Annotated in this window: 17 protein-coding genes; 12 read left to right on the plus strand and 5 right to left on the minus strand. The window is 59.3% G+C overall.

Annotation, left to right across the window (positions count from 1 at the left end):
* The first annotated feature begins 17 nt into the window (after positions 1 to 17).
* Entirely contained in the window at positions 18 to 947 is a 930-nt protein-coding gene (locus ACTRWH_RS11880; RefSeq protein WP_462826436.1) for a methylenetetrahydrofolate reductase, read from the plus strand.
* Positions 928 to 2,664 (plus strand): formate--tetrahydrofolate ligase, encoded by a 1,737-nt coding sequence (locus ACTRWH_RS11885; protein WP_462826437.1) that lies wholly within the window; start codon positions 928 to 930, stop codon positions 2,662 to 2,664. Before ACTRWH_RS11880 ends, ACTRWH_RS11885 begins: the two co-directional genes overlap by 20 nt.
* Here the strand turns inward: ACTRWH_RS11885 and gbdR are convergent.
* Positions 2,656 to 3,768 carry a choline metabolism transcriptional regulator GbdR gene (gene gbdR / locus ACTRWH_RS11890; RefSeq protein WP_462826438.1) on the minus strand — a complete coding sequence of 371 codons (1,113 nt, stop codon included), beginning with the start codon at positions 3,766 to 3,768 and terminating at the stop codon, positions 2,656 to 2,658. The genes ACTRWH_RS11885 and gbdR overlap by 9 nt on opposite strands.
* A 329-nt stretch (positions 3,769 to 4,097) precedes the next feature.
* Between gbdR and ACTRWH_RS11895 the strand changes: the two genes are divergently transcribed.
* On the plus strand, positions 4,098 to 5,480 hold the full coding sequence (locus ACTRWH_RS11895; protein WP_462826439.1) for an L-serine ammonia-lyase: 1,383 nt from the start codon (positions 4,098 to 4,100) through the stop codon (positions 5,478 to 5,480).
* A gap of 27 nt (positions 5,481 to 5,507) precedes the next feature.
* Here ACTRWH_RS11895 and ACTRWH_RS11900 read toward each other — a convergent pair whose 3' ends face one another.
* The gene (locus ACTRWH_RS11900) at positions 5,508 to 8,078 is read right to left on the minus strand and encodes an FAD-dependent oxidoreductase (RefSeq protein ID WP_462826440.1); all 2,571 of its coding nucleotides are present in this window, start codon (positions 8,076 to 8,078) and stop codon (positions 5,508 to 5,510) included.
* Between the two features lie 131 nt (positions 8,079 to 8,209).
* Positions 8,210 to 9,328 (minus strand): GGDEF domain-containing protein, encoded by a 1,119-nt coding sequence (locus tag ACTRWH_RS11905; RefSeq protein ID WP_051946617.1) that lies wholly within the window; start codon positions 9,326 to 9,328, stop codon positions 8,210 to 8,212.
* A 176-nt stretch (positions 9,329 to 9,504) separates the two neighbouring features.
* Between ACTRWH_RS11905 and ACTRWH_RS11910 the strand changes: the two genes are divergently transcribed.
* The gene (locus tag ACTRWH_RS11910) at positions 9,505 to 9,900 is read left to right on the plus strand and encodes a DUF2784 family protein (RefSeq protein ID WP_462826441.1); all 396 of its coding nucleotides are present in this window, start codon (positions 9,505 to 9,507) and stop codon (positions 9,898 to 9,900) included.
* 34 nt (positions 9,901 to 9,934) lie between these two features.
* Positions 9,935 to 10,972: a sodium:calcium antiporter gene (locus ACTRWH_RS11915; protein ID WP_036204460.1), complete on the plus strand. Its 1,038-nt coding sequence runs from the start codon at positions 9,935 to 9,937 to the stop codon at positions 10,970 to 10,972.
* Here ACTRWH_RS11915 and ACTRWH_RS11920 read toward each other — a convergent pair.
* Positions 10,969 to 11,472 carry a C40 family peptidase gene (locus ACTRWH_RS11920; RefSeq protein ID WP_036204461.1) on the minus strand — a complete coding sequence of 168 codons (504 nt, stop codon included), beginning with the start codon at positions 11,470 to 11,472 and terminating at the stop codon, positions 10,969 to 10,971. The two genes, ACTRWH_RS11915 and ACTRWH_RS11920, sit on opposite strands and share 4 nt — an antisense overlap.
* Before the next feature lie 159 nt (positions 11,473 to 11,631).
* Between ACTRWH_RS11920 and ACTRWH_RS11925 the strand changes: the two genes are divergently transcribed.
* The 7 genes from ACTRWH_RS11925 (at position 11,632) to ACTRWH_RS11955 (ending at position 17,381) form a co-directional block, all read left to right on the plus strand.
* The gene (locus tag ACTRWH_RS11925) at positions 11,632 to 13,200 is read left to right on the plus strand and encodes a nitrilase-related carbon-nitrogen hydrolase (protein ID WP_462826442.1); all 1,569 of its coding nucleotides are present in this window, start codon (positions 11,632 to 11,634) and stop codon (positions 13,198 to 13,200) included.
* A gap of 19 nt (positions 13,201 to 13,219) precedes the next feature.
* Positions 13,220 to 15,019: an intermembrane phospholipid transport protein YdbH family protein gene (locus tag ACTRWH_RS11930; RefSeq protein WP_462826443.1), complete on the plus strand. Its 1,800-nt coding sequence runs from the start codon at positions 13,220 to 13,222 to the stop codon at positions 15,017 to 15,019.
* 5 nt (positions 15,020 to 15,024) lie between these two features.
* Positions 15,025 to 15,243, plus strand: coding sequence for a YnbE family lipoprotein (locus tag ACTRWH_RS11935; protein WP_051946621.1), 219 nt, complete (start codon positions 15,025 to 15,027; stop codon positions 15,241 to 15,243).
* Positions 15,244 to 15,272: 29 nt separating this feature from the next.
* On the plus strand, positions 15,273 to 15,617 hold the full coding sequence (locus ACTRWH_RS11940; RefSeq protein ID WP_091641902.1) for a YdbL family probable chaperone protein: 345 nt from the start codon (positions 15,273 to 15,275) through the stop codon (positions 15,615 to 15,617).
* Positions 15,618 to 16,292, plus strand: coding sequence for a polyamine aminopropyltransferase (locus tag ACTRWH_RS11945; RefSeq protein WP_075195877.1), 675 nt, complete (start codon positions 15,618 to 15,620; stop codon positions 16,290 to 16,292).
* Between the two features lie 136 nt (positions 16,293 to 16,428).
* Positions 16,429 to 16,962 (plus strand): hypothetical protein, encoded by a 534-nt coding sequence (locus ACTRWH_RS11950; protein WP_041335843.1) that lies wholly within the window; start codon positions 16,429 to 16,431, stop codon positions 16,960 to 16,962.
* 23 nt (positions 16,963 to 16,985) lie between these two features.
* Complete coding sequence (locus ACTRWH_RS11955; protein WP_085681383.1) at positions 16,986 to 17,381, plus strand: hypothetical protein; 396 nt, start codon at positions 16,986 to 16,988, stop codon at positions 17,379 to 17,381.
* Here ACTRWH_RS11955 and ACTRWH_RS11960 read toward each other — a convergent pair.
* Positions 17,378 to 18,238, minus strand: coding sequence for a PA4780 family RIO1-like protein kinase (locus ACTRWH_RS11960; RefSeq protein WP_462826444.1), 861 nt, complete (start codon positions 18,236 to 18,238; stop codon positions 17,378 to 17,380). The two genes, ACTRWH_RS11955 and ACTRWH_RS11960, sit on opposite strands and share 4 nt — an antisense overlap.
* Positions 18,239 to 18,265: the final 27 nt, after the last annotated feature.

The raw sequence follows: 18,265 nt of genomic DNA on the forward strand, positions 1-18,265 counted from the left end.
AATGGGGTGTGCGATTCATGAAACTGGTGAGTGATACACAGCCGTTCAGTGCCCGCGACGAGGAAGCCATCGCAAGGATGCAAGCCCTGGTGCGTTGGGCGTCCATTGAGGCAACACCCCGCCAGATACTCGCGCAGGAGCACTTGCCGGATTTGCTGCCGCGAGGCACCTGTGTCTATGTGCCTTTTCTGCCAAAAGGCGAGTTCAGCGATACCCTGCGGGCGTGCCGTCATTTACTGAACGTTGGTATGCAGCCGATTCCCCACGTACCCGCACGTATGGCCGAGAGCCGCGGGCAACTTCGGGATTGGCTCTCGCAACTGAATGAAAGCGGCGTTGACCGTTTACTGCTAATTGCAGGCGACAGCGATGCGATCGCCGGACCTTTTCCAGACACGCTGGCGGTTCTGGAGTCCGGCCTGCTGGCCCAGTTCCAATTCCATGGTATCGGTGTCGCTGCCCATCCGGACGGGCATCCAATGGCGGACCGGGCTACCCTCATCCAGGCCCTTGGCATCAAACGCGAATACGCGCGCACGACGTCAACAAGGCTCTGGGTGGTCACTCAGTTCACCTTTGACGCCAACGTGGTCATCGACTGGCTGCAAAGCCTGGGCGACATCCTGGAAGAAGTGCCGGTGTACATTGGCATGGCCGGCCCGACGCGAGTGAAAACGCTCATTGCCTACGCGGCTCAATGCGGGGTGGGAGCATCGGCCCGTCTGATGCTGCGACGCCCTGGCAGCGCCAAACTGTTGCGTGCGTGGTCGCCGGACGGAATGGTGCGCGCGCTGGTCCAGTACTGCCTGGACAACCCGGACACCTTGCTACGGGGTATTCATCTTTTCCCGTTCGGTGGCCTGCGCCAATCGGCGCAATGGATTCAAGAACACAGCGGGTCCGTTGAGGACCAGAGAGGCCAGTTTCATGAGTCTTCAGTACAGTAAGCTGACACCCGCAACACCACCGGAAACGGACTTTCCGCCGCCGGGCACACCTGACATTGAGATTGCCCGCTCGGTCCAGCCTCAGTCCATTCTGCTGCTGGCCCAGCAGCGTTTTGGTCTGCCGGGGGAGAGCCTGGTGCCGTTCGGCCACTACAAGGCCAAACTGGATATGGCCTATGTGGACACCTCTGATAGTGCACCACGGGGCAAACTGGTACTGGTGACCGCCATTACGCCCACCCCGGCGGGGGAGGGCAAAACCACCACCAGTGTTGGGCTAAATGATGGCTTCAACCGCCTGGGCGTGCGTTCGTCCGTGTGCCTGCGGGAACCTTCCCTGGGCCCGTGTTTTGGCATGAAAGGGGGCGCTGCCGGCGGGGGGCGGGCACAGGTAATTCCGATGGAAGACATCAACCTGCATTTCAATGGGGACTTCCACGCCATCACCACGGCTCATAATCTGCTGGCGTCATTGATCGACAACCACATTCACTGGGGGAATGAGACGGGCCTGGACCCTCGCTATGTGAGCTGGCGGAGGGTGATGGACCTGACCGACCGCTCCCTGCGCAACATGGTGTGTGGTCTTGGTGGTGCGGCCCATGGTGTGCCCCGGGAAACCGGGTTCGACATTACCGTGTCGTCTGAGATTATGGCGATTCTGTGCCTGGCGGATGGCCGGGCGGACCTGAAGCAGCGGCTGGGCAATATCATTATCGGCAGGCGCTCTGATATGACCCCGGTGACCGTTCGTGACCTGGGTGTGGAAGGGTCGCTAACCGTGCTTCTGAAAGAGGCACTGCAGCCCAATCTGGTCCAGAGCCTGGAGCACAACCCGGTGTTCATCCACGGCGGGCCGTTTGCCAATATCGCCCACGGCTGTAATTCCGTGACCGCCACCCGTGCGGCCCTGGCACTGAACAATGTGGTGGTTACCGAGGCGGGCTTTGGCGCCGACCTGGGGGCAGAAAAGTTCATTGATATCAAATGCCGGCACACGGGCCTGCGGCCAGACGCCGCTGTGGTTGTCTGTACCATCCGGGCGCTCAAGATGCAGGGTGGGGTCCCTCGCAGCCAACTCTCCGTTCCCGACCTTGCCGCCTTGAGGGAAGGTGCCGCCAACCTGGAGCGGCATGTTCGTAATCTGCAGCAGTTCGGACTGACGCCAGTGGTGTGCATCAACCGTTTCCCGGACGATACCGAGGAGGAAATGTCGCTGGTGCAATCCATCAGTGAGTCTCTGGGTGTGCGTGCAGTGCCTGCCGACCATTGGGCCTTGGGGGGTGAGGGTGCCACCGAACTGGCCCAGGCGGTGCTTGATCAGATGGACGAAGGCACACCGGAAGTGAACTTTCTCTATGAAGACAGCCTGCCGTTGGCGGATAAAATCCGCACCATCGCCACGCGTATCTACCACGCCGGTAGCGTGGAATTCACCACGGTGGCGAAGCGGCAACTGGAGGAATACGAAAGCCTGGGGTTTGGACACCTGCCCGTGTGTATTGCCAAGACCCAGTACAGCTTTTCTGCGGATTCGTCGGTGAAGGGAGCGCCCTCCGGCCATATGCTGCCGGTAAGGGAAGTGCGGCTGGCGGCCGGTGCCGGCTTTGTGGTGGCGGTGTGTGGCGACATCATGACCATGCCCGGTTTGCCACGCCATCCCGCGGCACTGGACATTGCGTTGGATGAAAACGGCTTGGTGGTGGGGTTAACCTGACCCGGTGTTCTCGAAAATGCCATAGGTCGGCTCAGACCGGGCGCGTCTCAATGCCTGCAGAGAGGAGGACGGCAGGCTTGCCATGGAATCGGTAAAAACCGCGCTGGAAGAGCCCTGGGAATAAATTTCCATTCGCTCGTGTTTGGGCGCTCGCCCCATGGTCTTGCGATAGCATCGGCTGAAGTGGGTGGCGGACACGAACCCACACATGGAGGCGATTTCCACAATCGAGCAGGATGTCTGCTTGAGCAATCGGCGCGCCCGGTTAAGGCGCACCCGCAGGTAATAGCGCGAAGGCGTGCAGCCCGTGTGCTTGAGGAACAACCGTTCCAGTTGCCGCCGCGAAATGCCGGCCAGTGTTGCCAGCTCCTTCAGTTCGATGGGCTCTTCGATATTGGCCTCCATCAACTGGGCCGCCTCCGCCAGTTTGGGTTGGGCGCAGGCCAGTCGCGGGTGCATGGGCATCGGTTGCTGTTCACTTTCCTCGCGCACCCGGTCGCACACAAACATGTGGGATATTGCATTACTGAGCTCCTGGCCGTGACGCCTTGCCAGAAAGCTGAGCATCATGTGCATGGGGACGGTACCACCGGTACAGGTCATGCGTTCCCGCTCGACGGTGAACAGGCGGTTGTTGGTCTGTACCCGTGGGAAACCCTCCTGCATGGCCTCCAGACATTCCCAGTGGGCGCTACAGGCATGACCGTCGAGAAGGCCTGCGCTGGCCAGGACATAGGGGCCAGTGCAGACCGCCCCAAGGAGGATGTGGCGACGGGCCATCTGCTTCAACCAGACGACCTCTTTGCGGGAAAAACTCCGGGTAACATCAATGCCGGCCACCACGATCACCAGGTCAAACCGGTGCTCTTCCTGGATCGACCCGTCGGGCAGCATGGTAATGCCATCGCTGGCACGGGCAGGTTCGCCTTCGGCGGTAAGCAGCTTCCAGGAATAGAGTTCAGTACCGGACAATTGGTTGGCCATACGCAGTGGCTCAACGGCCGTGGCGAGGGCAATCAGGGTGAAATTATCGATCAGCAGGAAGCCGACCCGATAGGGCTCTTGGGCGGGCCTGTCTGTGTGTGAGCCTGTATCAGCGGTCATGGTAAACCCCCTTGCCCCGCCTGGGCCTGTCGCGGCAATGTCTGGCTGTCACACCAATTGTATTACCTCAACCTGAACACTAGTTGTTGCCTTTTGATAGTGCAATAAGTGATCAGTTCCAATGTGATCTCATTCTATGCTGGCGGTTCGGTAGCGAATGGTCCACAACCGACACGGGACTTTGCAGAATGATCCAGAAGCGACGTTTATGCCATTGTTCCGGTCGCTCAGAACTGTCGTAAACCATCGTTCGAATGTCGTCAGCAAGCAGGCGGCGGATCGCTGAAGGCGCTATCCTTGAAGCACACCCTAAGGTAGGAGTCTGCAAAGTGGCTGTCAGTCTGTTTGAGCTGTTCAAGGCAGGCATTGGCCCGTCCAGTTCTCATACCGTCGGGCCCATGGAGGCCGCGCGCCGGTTTGCAGGTGGCTTGGCTGATGAACGCCTGCTGGCTTCCGTGCACCGGCTGAAGATATCCCTGTATGGCTCATTAGGTGCTACCGGGAAGGGGCATGGCACTGGCCCGGCTGTGATGATGGGTCTGGAAGGAGAGCGGCCGGCCCGGATTGATCCCGAGCAAATGCCGGGTCGGCTTGAGCGTATTCGACGTACAGGAACCCTCAGCCTCGCCGGTCATCATCCGATTCGTTTCCGCGAGAGTACCGATATCGTGTATTACCGACGGAAATCCCTGCCAGAACACCCCAACGGCATGGTCTGTCAGGCATTTGATGAGGACGGGCAGTGCCTGTGTGAGCATACCTATTACTCGGTAGGCGGTGGTTTTGTGGTGGCGGCAAACGCTGACGGCAGCCTGGAAATCCGTGCAGACGACACGCCCATGCCTTATCCCTTCAACAGCGGGAAAACCCTGTTGGCTCTTTGCCAGGAACACGGGCTCACCATCGCCGACATTATGTGGGCCAACGAGCAGGCCTGGCGTACGCCTGATGAGATTCGAGCGGGTATTCTTGAGCTCTGGCGGGTGATGCGTGAGTGTGTGAAAAACGGTATCCGCCATGAGGGGGACTTGCCCGGAGGCCTCAAGGTTCGGCGCCGGGCGGCGTCGCTGTATCGCTCGCTGATGGATAAAACGCGAGTGGACCTGATATCGCCGTCATTGAGCGCGCTCGACTGGGTGAATCTCTATGCCCTTGCCGTGAATGAAGAGAACGCGGCCGGCGGTCGGATTGTGACCGCACCGACCAACGGTGCCGCCGGTATTATCCCTGCGGTGCTGCATTATTACTGGGAGTTCTGCCCCCAGGCTGACGAAGACGGCATTGTCCGCTTTATGCTGACAGCCGCGGCGATTGGCGTATTGTTCAAGGAAAATGCGTCCATTTCAGGGGCGGAAGTGGGCTGCCAGGGCGAAGTGGGATCGGCCTGTGCGATGGCCGCTGCCGGGCTGGCTGCAGCGACGGGTGGCTCACCGGAACAGGTTGAGAACGCGGCCGAAATCGGTATGGAACACCATTTGGGGATGACCTGTGACCCCATTGGTGGGTTGGTGCAGATTCCCTGTATTGAGCGCAATGCCATGGCATCGGTAAAAGCCATCGACGCGGCCATCATGGCCTTGCGGGGAGACGGCAAGCATTTTGTGTCCCTCGACAAGGTGCTGCACACCATGCGCGAAACCGGCCGCGATATGCTGGACAAGTATAAGGAAACCTCAAGAGGCGGGCTGGCGGTCAACATCATCGAGTGCTGACCGCCAGTGTTGGCTGAACGACAGCGTTCAGGACTTGACCCGCTCGTTGTCCGGATCAAATAGCGCCCGATAGCCGACGGCTTCGATACGGATGGGGTAGTGCTCCTGGAAGTATTCCAGGGTCAGTTCCCGGCCCTCCTGGGCATACTCCACGGGAATGTACCCCAGCAGGATGATCTTGCCCACCGACGGCCCCCACACCACGCTGGTGTTGTAGGAGCGGCGGCCGCGACTGTCCACCAGCACTTCTCCGGTTTGCGGATCGAGGATCGGCCACTGGCCAACCGGGTAGCGCAATACCCCGTTGGCGTCCCGATGTTCCGTCAGGGTCATGGTGCACAGGTACGCGGCCTGTTGCGACCAGCTACGTTGTTCCAGGTAGGCGGCCTTGCCGTGGAAGTCTGCCTCCTTGACCTTGGGTCGCTGGAGCCCGGCTTCGTATAGGTTGTACTCTGTTTCGAGGTCTACGTTCTGCAGGCGCAGGCTTTTTTCCAGACGGCGCGTGTTGGCGTAGGTCTCGATGCCAACCGGCGTAACGCCAGCGTCGTACAGCATATCCCAGATTCGCAGGCCATAGCTGAACGGGAAATAGAGTTCCCAGCCCTGTTCGCCCACATAGGATATCCGGAATGCCCACACCGGTACGCCCTGGATATTCAGTTCCCGGGCGGTGGCAAATGGGAAATTCTCTGCTGACAGTTCGTCCGGGTTGGTGACGAACTGCGACAGCGTTTCCCGCGCCTTCGGTCCCCAGAGCCCCAGGGTGGCCAGGTCATCGGTGCGGTCCTGCAGGCGGATATTGTTCAGGCCTTTCTCCCGTGCGATGCGTTTGATCCAGCAATGGTCCCGATGGCCAGTGTCGCCGCCGCAGACCACCCGGTAATCGTTGTCGCCCCGCCGGATAATGGTCAGGTCGGAGCGAATGCCGCCACGGGCATCAAGGAAGTGAGTGTAGACACCCTTGCCGTGGGGAATGGTGCCGCCCACCTTGGCGACGGACAGATATTCCAGCAGAGTTTCGGCGTCGTCACCGGAGATGTCGAAAATAGCGAAGTGGGAAAGGTTGATCATGCCCACCGATTCGCTCATTTCCAGTTGCTCGGCGTTGGACACTTCCCAGAAATGCCGGGCATCCCATTCATGTTCCCGTACCGGAATGCGGTCACGATACTTCGCCAGCAAAGTGGACTCGTTGGCGGCGTAGCCGTGGGCACGCTCCCAGCCGGCAGCTTCCATGAAGTAGGCACCCAGCTCTACCTCTCGCAGATAGAAGGGGCTGGTTCGCATCCTGCGACCGGTCATGTAGGGCTCGCGGGGATGAACCGCCGGGGTGTAGATCTTCTTAGCGGTTTCATAGCAGCGGTTGTAAACGTAGTCCGCGGTTTTCTGCAGCGGATAGTGGCGGGCTATGTCGATGCTATGGGGGTCCATTTCCGGAGAGCCATGGGTCATCCAGTCCGCCAGAACTTTGCCCGCACCGGGGCCATCCTTGACCCAGACCGCTTCACAGAACCAGAGGTTACGCACTTCCGGAGATTCCCCCATCAGTGATCCGCCGTCGGGTGTGACCGACAGCAGGCCGTTGAAGGAATGCTTTTCTTCCCAGCCCAGTTCGCCGAGGATTGGCGTCATTTCGATGGCTTTTTCGTAGGCATCCATAACCTGATCCAGCGTCAGATCTCGCATGGACGGCGACATCCGTGCTTCGCCGGGCTCGGAAATAGCCCCGGGGTAGACCAGTCGAGGATCTTCTGCTTCGTAATAGCCCCATTCAATGCGGCCTCCCTCGGTGGTGGTAGGGTCGCCGGTATCCCGCACGTAGGCGGAGTTGCCCTGGTCGCGGAACAAGGGATAGACAATCTGCTTGCCGGTGCCGGCCAGTTCCTCATAGGGGCCGAAGAACAGCAGCGGGTGTTCCAGTGGCATCAGCGGCAGGGGCGAGTTGGCGGTATTGGCCATCAGAGGCCCCCAGATGCCCATGGACAGCACCACGTACTCGGTTTCGATGTAGCCCTTGTGGGTTTCAACGCCCCGTACCTGGCCGTCCTGTACGTCGATACGAATGGCCGGGGTGTAGGCAAAGGCCTGCAGTTTTCCCGTAGCGACCGCTTCTTCGACCAGATCGCCCGCAACACTCTGGGAGCGGGGTACCACAAGCCCGGCGTCCGGGTCCCACATGGCGCCCTGGATACAGTCTTCGTTCAGCAGGGGAAACAGTTCTTTGGCCTGTTTCGGTGAAATCATACTGACGTTGGTGCCGAATGCCTTGCCGGAACCGACCTTGCGGCGGAGTTCGTCCATGCGCTCGTCGTCATCAGCGCGAGCCACTTCCATGCCACCGCATTTCACATAGTTGCCGCGTTTTTCATAGAACGCCTGGCTGTACTTGGTGGTGTAGATATTCAGCTTGTCGTGGGAGGTGGTGAAGCAGAAGTCCGAGGCATGGGAGGTAGAGCCGATGTCCGAGGGAATGGCGGATTTTTCCAGCCCGACGATGTCATCCCAGCCCTGTTCGATCAGGTGGTGGGCGACCGATGAGCCAACGATACCGCCCTGGCCAATGATGACGACTTTTGCACGTTTCGGTAGTTGTGCCATCTCGATCCCCCTTTACCCACAATGGCAGCCGCGTGCGCGGCCTTGATTCAATGTGGCCCGGATCGGTCACGGGTGGTAAATCCAATACGACACCAAGTCGTCCAAAAACGGCAGGGATGCTCGCGTACCGTTCAGGCCAGTTCGCAGGCCTCCGTGATCACCCGGTTTCGGCCAGCGGCCTTGGCGCGGTATAGCATGGCGTCGGCCCGGCTGATGGCATCCTCGATGCCCTGTCCAGGCAGGTACTCGGCAATACCGACGGTGGCAGTCACGGAGACACCCGCGATGGGTGCCCTTTCAATGGCGCGGCGGCAGCGTTGTGCGGCGTGGCGGGCGCTGCGAAGGTCCACGCCCGGTGTGGCGACGAGGAATTCGTCTCCGCCCCAGCGTGCGGCGAGGTCCACTTCACGAACGGTTTTGGAAAGGATAGCGGCAAATTCGCGAATCACCGCATCACCAACTTCGTGGCCGTAGTCATCGTTGATGCTCTTGAATTCGTCAATATCAATCAGAATGATGGTCAGAGGGCGCTGGTATCGGTCTGCCTGGGCGGCTTCGGCAGACAGGAAACGGTCAGCACCCCGGCGGTTTGCCAGGCCGCATAGCGGATCTGTGTTCGCCCAATGGTGCAGGGTTTCAGCTCGCGCAAAGGCACTCCAGGAGCGTTCACGCAGCAGCGTTCCGGCGCTGGTAAGCACCAACAGAACGGTGAGGAACAGATGGATGCGCAGCAGGTATACCCAGTTTTGACAGTGATCGCCTGCTGCCAGGAAGCATTGAGAGACTTCCTGAGTGGTCAGCGCGCCCGAAAACAGCAAGGTCGCGACACCTGTCACCATGCCGCCCCGAAAACCAAGCGCAATAAAACCGCCAACGATCATGATACCCACTGCCCAGTAGTGCCCGCCCGTGAGCAAAAGAAGGTGTTCGCCGAGCGGGTCGCCAACCGCAAAATGCCATGCGAGGCGGCTGAGTATCATCGTACCGACCACGGCAACGAGGGTGATTTCCATGGTTCTGAGCTGCAAGGATCGGCGCCAGAATGCGAAGCCAAGAATGGTGAGAATGACAGAAAAAACAGGGTAGGCGATGGTAATGAACGGGTCGCCCTGTTCCCGGAAGGCCCAACTGAGCATCATGATAGCCACGGTCAGGGCCAGAACGCCAAGATAGGTGCGCCGCCGGTAGGTCTCAAGGCGGTTAAGTTCTATTTTGACGGCTTGGAGATGATTTCCGGGTGCTGGGTCCATAGCGTTTGTAATTCCGTTTATCGCGGGCGCGCTTGGGGCGCCGACATAACCACAGAAGATTGTAGATATTTGCTACAGATATTATCGTGCATTCCGTGCGCGAGTCCACGTTTGCCAACCGATGTTGTCTGGCGGGATCATGGGGACCTGGCAATTTGATAGAGTAGACAGTCGTCATGGGCAACGTTTATCAGATTCTCGCCGATGCCGTCCTGACCATTCATCTGCTGGTGGTGGCCTTCGTTCTGTTCGGGTTGGTTCTGGTGCTGGCGGGCAACGGCCTGGGTTGGCGCTGGGTGAACAACTTGTGGTTCCGGCTGGCTCACCTGGGTGCGATTGCCATCGTGGTTGCAGAGGCCTGGCTTGGCATTGTCTGCCCGTTGACCACACTGGAAATATGGCTGCGGTCAAAGGCCGGTATTGATGGCTACACCGGCAGCTTTATCGAGCATTGGCTGCAGCAGATTCTCTATTACGATGCGCCTGCCTGGGTATTCATTGCCGCCTATACGGTATTTGGGCTTGTGGTCGTCGCTACCTGGTGGTGGTTTCCGCCTCGCTCGCGCAGATAGGTGCCATTCTCTCTTTTCCAAGGAGATTTTTAACGTGGAGCTATCGTCTCCCGGAAGCTGGACCCTTCTTCAGGGTAGTCTCGTGTTTTTCGTGTGTGCCGCCATTATCGCGCTGGCCGGCACGCGTATCACACGGGTTGTGGACCAACTCGCTGACCGCACTGGAATAGGAGAGGCTGCTGCGGGCGCGGTGCTTCTGGGGGCATCGACATCCCTGGGTGGGTCGGTGCTGTCGGTGACTGCAGCGTGGCACGGCAACGCGGAACTGGCCGTGAGCAACGCTTTGGGTGGCATTGCTGTCCAGACGTTTTTCCTTGCGGTGGCGGATATGGTTTATCGTCGCGCCAATCTTGAGCATGCGGCTGCGTCTGTGCCGAACATGATGCAGAACGGCTTGCTGATTTGCCTTCTGGCGTTGATCCTGTTCGCGCCCCACCTGCCGGACGTGACGTTCTTCGGTGTTCATCCGGTCACGCCGGTTCTTCTGGGCGCCTACATCTACGGAATATACCTGGTGCGGGACGCATCGGAATCGCCCATGTGGCGGCCTTCAATAACCAGGGACACGCGGCAAGACGAGCCTGACGACGTAACAGCCATGCCGCCGCTGCTGCGGCTTTGGATAGAGTTCCTGGCGCTGATGCTGGTGCTGGGAATTGCAGGCTGGATGCTGGAGCCGGCGGCAACGGTGATTGCAGACAGGGCTAACCTGAGCCAGACCATTGTTGGCGTGATGTTGACGGCGATCAGTACGTCAATTCCCGAGCTGGTGACGTCCATAGCCGCAGTTCGCCGAGGCGCTCTGACCTTGGCCGTAAGCGGTATTATTGGCGGCAACGCGTTCGACACGCTGTTTACTGCAGCCTCCGATATCGCCTACCGGGACGGGTCGATCTACCATGCCATGCCGGAGGATTCGGTATTCTGGGCGGCGCTCACCCTATTGATGTCCGGCGTGCTGATGATGGGATTAATCCGCCGTGAGCGTCACGGTATCGGTCAGATTGGTACAGAAAGCGTGGTTATCATGGTTCTCTATCTGCTGGGCGTAGTGTTGTTACTGGCGGGCTAGTCAAACCGTCTAGCCTGGCTGAAACGATCCCGCCAGTAGTATCCGTTGAGGGACGAGCGGGTAACGCCGATGGAGGTCGAGGAATGAATGAAGCTGTCACCACCCATGTAGATGCCAGCATGCTGGTCCTTGCCTTTGATACGGAAAAACACCAGGTCGCCAGCACGCAGTTGGTCACGACCGACCACGTCACCGGATGCCAGCATCTGTGAGGTTGTACGGGGTAACTGACGGCCGAGGGCTTCATCGAAGGCAGTGGCGATGAAGCCAGAGCAATCGAAGCCATTGGCTGAGGTGCCACCGTAGCGATAGGGCGTGCCTTCGTAACGCTCGAATACCTGCCATAACCGATCTGCTGTCGCCGCATCCTCGGGTGTGGCGTTGTGAGGGGGCTGCCAGGTGGTGCCATTCGTTGGAGGCAGGTTCTGGTTACTGGCGCAGCCTGCGAGGCCGACGGCCATCAGGATTGCGAGCATCGGAAGCACTGGGCGCCGATTCATGGGAAAGCCTCTAATCGTTTTACATGGGCCTACTCTAAAAGGCCTGGCGCCGGTTTGTCAGGTTAAAGTTTGCTTCGATTTGTTTTCTGCAGAGGCCACTTGACGGCTCGAGGACATTTCGCGAACTATGCCTTTAGGCTTCCAGCTTCCGAGGTTTCCATGAGTCCTCCCTTTTCAGACAAGACACAGCGCCTGTGCGTAAGAAACGCCACCCTTGGCGATATACCGGGAATCATCGCCCTGAGCCGCCGGGTGTACGCGGGCACAGGGATGTATGGCTACACCGCTGGCCCCCTGACAGGGCAGATCAACACCTTTCCTGAGGGCCAGTTTGTCGCCATGCTGGGTGACCGCGTGGTGGGGTATTGCGCCACGTTTCGTATTGGTGAAGACGTTGCATTGGCGCCCCATGACTGGACAGAAATTACCGGTAATGGTTATGCCTCGCGCCACGACCCGGAAGGGGAGTGGCTGTACGGCATGGAGGTGTGTGTAGACCCCGACTGCCGTGGCTACCGCATTGGTGAGCGCCTGTACAACGAACGTAAAACGCTCTGCCAGGCGCTGGAGCTGCAGGGCGTTGTGTTCGCGGGCAGGTTACCGACACTGGCCAAACGCCTGAAGAAGTTTGAATCGGTGGAAGAGTACGTGGAGGCGGTGAAATCGAAAAAGCAGCGGGACCCGGTGCTGTCGTTCCAGTTACACAACGGCTTTGAAATCCACGGCATTATTCCGCACTACCTGGATGCTGACCACGCTTCCCTGGGTTACGGTATCCACCTGACCTGGCGGAATCCCAAGGTGGCCCGCAACGGCGACAACGGCAAGCGCAAGCGATACGGCCGGCGAATGCCGGACACCGTTCGGATCGGCACGGTCCAGTACCAGCAGCGCCGGGTGGCATCGTTTGAAGAATTCAGCGACATCGTCCGGTACTTTGTGGATGTGGTGTCCACCTACAAAGGTGATTTCGTGGTGTTCCCGGAGTTGTTCACGCTGCAATTGCTGTCCATTGAAAGCCGTGAAGGGACCCCGGCGGAAGCCATCGAAGCGGTGACGGAATACGCCGAACCTTTCCGCAACCTGATGCGCGATCTGGCCCTGAGGCACAACATCAACATTATCGGTGGCTCCACGCCGGTCAAGGAGGAGGACGGCCGGGTTCGCAATGTTGCCTATGTCTTCCTGAGAGACGGACAGGTGTTCTCTCAGCCCAAGATTCACCCCACGCCGAACGAAGCCTATTGGTGGAATATCACCGGTGGCAGCCGTGTCACTGCCATTGAAACCGATTGCGGCCCCATTGGTGTCCTGGTTTGCTACGACGCGGAGTTTCCCGAGCTGACGCGTCATCTGGTGGACCAGGGCATCCAGATTCTGTTCGTGCCTTTCTGTACCGATGAGCGCCAGAGTTATCTGAGGGTACGGTACTGTTGTCAGGCCCGTGCGGTGGAGAACCAGCTGTTCGTGGTCATGTCTGGCAATGTCGGCAACCTGCCCAAAGTGCCCAACATGGAGTTGCAGTACGGCCAGAGTTGCATCCTGACACCCTGTGATTTTCCCTTTGCCCGTGATGGCATCGCCGCGGATACCACGCCGAACGTGGAGACCGTCGCCTTTGCCGATCTACGGCCGGAAACACTGCTTACCGCCCGCAACAGCGGCACAGTGAAGAACCTCAAGGATCGCCGCCACGACCTGTACACGGTGAACTGGCGCGGACACTGACCCATTGATGGCTGCTTTCATGACATTACGCCGATGCCTGCTACTGCTTCTGAGCCTGATTGTCATGTTGTCGATGGCGGGTGGCCTGTACACCCTTGTGGCGTGGGAAACCTGGCGGAAGGCAAACGGCATCAGCAACCTTGAATGGCGATGGGGTGACGTCTCGCTGGCGGGCCTGCGACTGCACCGATTGTCTGCGACCCAGAGCCGGGAAGGGCAGCGTTATCACCTGGTGGGGAAGCAACTGTCGCTGGCCTGGAGCTGGCACTGGTATGGTCCCATGCCCGAGGCCATTGTGATCGAACAACTGGCACTGAGTCTGCCGCAAGGTGTCCATGCCGAGGGCGATCTGACAATCTCAAGGCCCCTGGAACCCGGTGAACGGCAACTCACCACTCGCGCCATGAAGATCGAAGGTCGCTTGGCTGAGCGGGCCCTCGCTGGCTGGACCATGGGGGAAGGCCGGATAAACCTGACGGTCAGCGGTACAGCCAGCGAGCAGGCTGCAACACTGACCCTCGGCGAACAAAGCCGCGTCGAGTTCGACGATATTGCCGCGCCCGGCAAGGATTCCCGGTTGGATGACCTGGGGGTCAACCTGGCCGGTGTGACTCTGGTCGGGGAATATCAGTTGACCCCCATGGAATTGGAGCGTCTTGCGGTCGAGGGGCCGTTTGAGGCGACCGTCGCCACCATTCACCACCCCCAGTTGCTTCCCCAGCCCTGGCGATTCGATGGGCAGCTGGACGGCACCCTCAGCGAATTGAAGATCGACGGCAGGCTTTCGTCGGACGCCGGCGTCGATGCTGACATGGACATGAACTATCCGTTCGAAGGGATACCGGCGCTTGAGGTGAGCATGAACGCTGCCGGAGCAAGTGGCGGTCGCGCGCTGGCGGATACGTTCACCGCGTGGCCAGCGGCGCTCGAGGTGAGTGACGGCCGCGTCGAGACGGCCCTGAGTGCGCGCTTCCCATCCCAGGGCTTCCGCGTTCAGGGAGATCTTGTTTTCGATAATCTTGATGGATTGTACGACCGGACGGCCTGGACCGGTCTCGACGGCAGGGTGAATCTGAACCTGGACAATGACCACGTAAATGTTCGGACCTCCGACCTGGTATTGGATGCCCTCAATCCTGGCATCGCCTTGCGCGATGTCCGGGTCGCCGGCCTCTATCGCTCGCCGCGGGATCAGATTGCCAACGGTACCCTGGTTCTGGACCAGGCCTCTTCCGAACTTCTGGGTGGTGAGGTTCGGGTCACACCCGGAGAATGGCAACTCGCTGACATGCCGCTGCGGATTTCCCTTGAACTCAGCGGCATCGAGCTGGCGAAACTGATGCAGGTATACCCCGCCGAGGGGTTGGCGGGCAGTGGTTTGCTTCAGGGCGCCATTCCGGTCCGGGTTGGTCCGGAGGGTGTGAGCATTGATGCCGGGCAGGTCCAGGCGGTGGCCCCTGGCGGCACGCTGAAACTGCCAGCCGATCGATTGAAGGGGATGGCCCAGGGTAACCAGGCGATGGCACTGGTGGTCCAGGCCATGGAAAACTTTCACTACTCGGTTCTCAACAGCACGATAGACTATGCTCAGGATGGTACCCTTATGCTGGGATTGCGGTTGGAAGGCAGCAGCCCTGAAGTACGAGATGGTCATCCCATTGTCCTGAATATCAATCTGGAAGAGGACATTCCAGCGTTGCTGACCAGCCTGCAACTGAGTGGCCGGGTCAATGAAGCCGTGACAGAAAAAGTGCGCAACCTGATACGGGAGCGGGACGCGCAACGTCAATCCACCGGGGCGGGAAACAATCAGGAGTAAGGAATATGGTCGCATTTGGGCCGGGCGGTTTGTCCGGAAAAGGTGGTTACACGCTGGTGCTGCTGGCACTGGCCCTGGGTATGGCAGCCTGCACGCCTACGGTCAGGATGGAGGCGCCCAAGGAGCCCATCACCGTGAACCTGAACGTCAAGATCCAGCATGAAATCTACGTGAAGGTGGATGAAGAGGTGGATGAACTCTTCGGCGAGAAGGGGTTGTTCTGATGGTCAATTCTGAATCCAGGGAGTCACTCATGAAACGGTTTTCCAAACTCGGTGCGTTTTTCCTCGTGCTTTGCCTGGCACTACCTGCCGCGGCCATGGGGCTGCAAGAGGCCAAAAACCAGCTGGATACCGCCAAACAGCAAGGGCTGGTAGGAGAAACCCCAACGGGTTATCTGGACGTGGTCAAGGCAAGCGGAAACGCCCAGGGCATTGTCGACGCCATCAACCAGGCACGTCGGGATGAATACGCCCGCATTGCGGAGAAACACGATATTCCTGTCACCCAGGTGGAAACGGTGGCTGGCCAGAAAGCACTGGAAAGAACACCATCGGGGCAGTACATCCTGAAGGATGGCCAGTGGGTTAAAAAATAGATGGGCCGATTCCAGGAAATCGGTACAGCGACGATTCCCGGTAACGGGACCCGGTTGCGACTGCTGCAACGCAATGATGAGTTCTCTATCAAGATTGCCGGTACCACCGGTGAGCTGATGAACAGCCGCCTGCATGGCTCGGAGGACGCGCTGGCCACGCTCGCCTGCGAGCGTATCGGCGGCGTGGCTGGGCCCCGGGTATTGATTGGTGGGCTGGGCATGGGGTTCACGTTGGCTGCGGCGTTGTCGGCTCTGGCAGAGGATGCCAGGGTAACCGTGGCGGAGCTCGTACCCGAGGTCGAGGACTGGAACCGGGGACCGCTGGGCGCTGCCGCCGGGTATCCACTGAACGATGCTCGTGCCAGTGTTCATGTGGGCGATGTGGCGGAGTTGCTGAGAGAAGGCGATGGCAACTGGGATGCCATCCTGCTGGATGTGGACAACGGCCCGGAAGGGCTCACCCGCAAGGAGAATAACTGGATTTACTCCCCGGACGGTATTGCAGCTGCCCAGAAGTCCCTTAGCCCCGACGGCGTACTGGCCTATTGGTCCGCCGGCCCGGAGCATGCATTCACCGAAAGGCTGCGCCGCGCGGGCTTCTCCGTAGAGCCGGTTACGGTCAGGGCTTTGCGACCGGGCAAGGGCGCACGCCACGTGATCTGGCTGGCCTGGTAGAGCGGGCCCTCCGAGGGCCTTATTGCTGGATGGTCATTCGAAATACAGGTATGTGTGTTGTATGTTTGTGGATAGAGGGGCGATGCTCCACAGCAAACGCCCCATCCATTCGCTGAAAGACTCAGGAGGTATTGTCATGAAACCCTCAATGAGTTTGACCGGTGAGCACGAAAGCCACAAAGTGGCAGCCGTTTTCGAGACAGAGTCAGATGCCAATGGAACGGCAAAAGCATTGTGCAACGAGACCAGCCTGACCAATGATCAGGTATCCGTGTTGAGCCCCGCGGACCGGCGCCAGGGAAAAGAACTTGAACCTGAAGACCAGGGTATCTGGCAGACGCTTGTGCGTTCCCATGTGGGCCTGAGTGTCGGCGGTGCCGTGTCGGGTTTTGTCGTCTATGTGATACTGAATGCCCTTGGCATTGGCTTTATTTCGCAGAATACGGTGGTTTCAGCGTCTGCGCTCACCGCGCTTGGTTTGATGCTCGGGCTATTGCTCGCAGGGGGCATAACAATCCGCCCGGACCACACACCCTATCTGATGAAGGCACAGTCCGCATTGCGCAAGGGCCATTACGTATTGGCCATTCATGCAGAAAGCACACAACAGATTCAGGAAGCAAAGTCGCTTCTGCGCGCCCGGAATGTTAAAACAGTGCAGACCTTGTGATGTAACCGACCGGGATTCTGTGTATGGAAGATCTGAAGCGTTCGCGGGTAACTATTGTCGCCGTCAGCGCCGTTGTTCTGTTTTTTCTCACCAACTATCTGGCGCGTTTCCTGTTCGGGCTGACAGGGGTGGTGGTTTCCGTGGTGATCGCAGCATTGATTGCGGCCTACATCGGCTGGTCGGTGGCCCGGGTATTGAAACGGGTGCCGACCAGTGAAGAGCGCGGTCGCGTGCTGTGGGCCTATGGCGGCTTTCTCGGCGCACTGTTCGTGGCCTGGGGTGCCTATGTGGGCCTGTCTGCCGGGCTGGATTCCTCGGGAGTACTGTTCCTGCTTAGTCATTACCTGCCGTACCCGGCGCTGGCCCACCTGATGTTGTCAGACCGTATGGCAGCCCGGTTCGTGGGGAAGGCCGGTTAGTCGTCGCCGGCCTCGGCATCCCTCAGGCGTTCCAGGCGTTCGCGCTCTTCCTCTTTCGCGGCATCAATAACCGCCATCAGCTCGTCCACATCCGCGCTTTCCGTGTCGTGCTCGAAACACCCGGTCAGCCGGCTGTCGGGGTGCAGGTCGCCGGACTCATAGAGCGCCCAGATTTCCTTGCCATAATCCGTGTTCAACAGTTCAGGGGCGAAGCGGCCAAAATAACGGCGCATGTTGTCCACGTCCCGTTCCAGCATTCTTTCCGCGCTGTTGTTGCCAGAAGCATTAACCGCCTGCGGCAGGTCGATGATGACCGGGCCAGTGGCATCGACCAGTACATTGAACTCTGACAGGTCGCCATGGATCAGGCCGGCGCTGAGCATGCGCACCACGTCAGCAATGACTTTGCTGTGATAATCCCGGGCCTGCTCCGGCGTGAGTGTGACATCGTCCAGCCGTGGCGCTGCTTTGCCGTCTTCGTCGGCAATCATCTCCATCAGCAGCACGCCATCCACGAACCCAAACGGTTCCGGTATTCGCACGCCAGCGCCTGTCAAACGATAAAGGGCGTCCACCTCGGCGTTTAGCCAGGCGTCTTCCTGTTCCTTTTGCCCGTAGCGGGTTTTCTTGCCCATGGCGCGGGCGCGACGGCTGTTACGAACCTTACGGCCTTCCTGGTATTGAACGGCCTGTTTGAAGCTACGTTTCTGAGCCTCCTTGTACACCTTGGCGCAGCGAACACTGTCACCGCAGCGCACTACGAACACCTGGGCCTCCTTGCCGCTCATCAACTGGTAGAGCACTTCGTCCACCATGCCGTCATCGACAAGGGGCTGCAATCGTTTGGGTATCTTCATAGATCCTTTCGGTCGGCTGGTTGGGCC

This window comes from Marinobacter sp. G5_S1_61_S3, assembly GCF_054968585.1.

Excerpts from the sequence above, each read along its gene's own strand:
- ACTRWH_RS11880 (WP_462826436.1), top strand. The coding sequence starts at position 18 with ATGAAACTGGTGAGTGATACACAGCCGTTCAGTGCCCGCGACGAGGAA.
- ACTRWH_RS11885 (WP_462826437.1), top strand. The coding sequence starts at position 928 with ATGAGTCTTCAGTACAGTAAGCTGACACCCGCAACACCACCGGAAACG.
- gbdR (WP_462826438.1), bottom strand. The coding sequence starts at position 3,768 with ATGACCGCTGATACAGGCTCACACACAGACAGGCCCGCCCAAGAGCCC.
- ACTRWH_RS11900 (WP_462826440.1), bottom strand. The coding sequence starts at position 8,078 with ATGGCACAACTACCGAAACGTGCAAAAGTCGTCATCATTGGCCAGGGC.
- ACTRWH_RS11905 (WP_051946617.1), bottom strand. The coding sequence starts at position 9,328 with ATGGACCCAGCACCCGGAAATCATCTCCAAGCCGTCAAAATAGAACTT.
- ACTRWH_RS11910 (WP_462826441.1), top strand. The coding sequence starts at position 9,505 with ATGGGCAACGTTTATCAGATTCTCGCCGATGCCGTCCTGACCATTCAT.
- ACTRWH_RS11920 (WP_036204461.1), bottom strand. The coding sequence starts at position 11,472 with ATGAATCGGCGCCCAGTGCTTCCGATGCTCGCAATCCTGATGGCCGTC.
- ACTRWH_RS11925 (WP_462826442.1), top strand. The coding sequence starts at position 11,632 with ATGAGTCCTCCCTTTTCAGACAAGACACAGCGCCTGTGCGTAAGAAAC.
- ACTRWH_RS11930 (WP_462826443.1), top strand. The coding sequence starts at position 13,220 with ATGACATTACGCCGATGCCTGCTACTGCTTCTGAGCCTGATTGTCATG.
- ACTRWH_RS11935 (WP_051946621.1), top strand. The coding sequence starts at position 15,025 with ATGGTCGCATTTGGGCCGGGCGGTTTGTCCGGAAAAGGTGGTTACACG.
- ACTRWH_RS11940 (WP_091641902.1), top strand. The coding sequence starts at position 15,273 with ATGAAACGGTTTTCCAAACTCGGTGCGTTTTTCCTCGTGCTTTGCCTG.
- ACTRWH_RS11945 (WP_075195877.1), top strand. The coding sequence starts at position 15,618 with ATGGGCCGATTCCAGGAAATCGGTACAGCGACGATTCCCGGTAACGGG.
- ACTRWH_RS11950 (WP_041335843.1), top strand. The coding sequence starts at position 16,429 with ATGAAACCCTCAATGAGTTTGACCGGTGAGCACGAAAGCCACAAAGTG.
- ACTRWH_RS11955 (WP_085681383.1), top strand. The coding sequence starts at position 16,986 with ATGGAAGATCTGAAGCGTTCGCGGGTAACTATTGTCGCCGTCAGCGCC.
- ACTRWH_RS11960 (WP_462826444.1), bottom strand. The coding sequence starts at position 18,238 with ATGAAGATACCCAAACGATTGCAGCCCCTTGTCGATGACGGCATGGTG.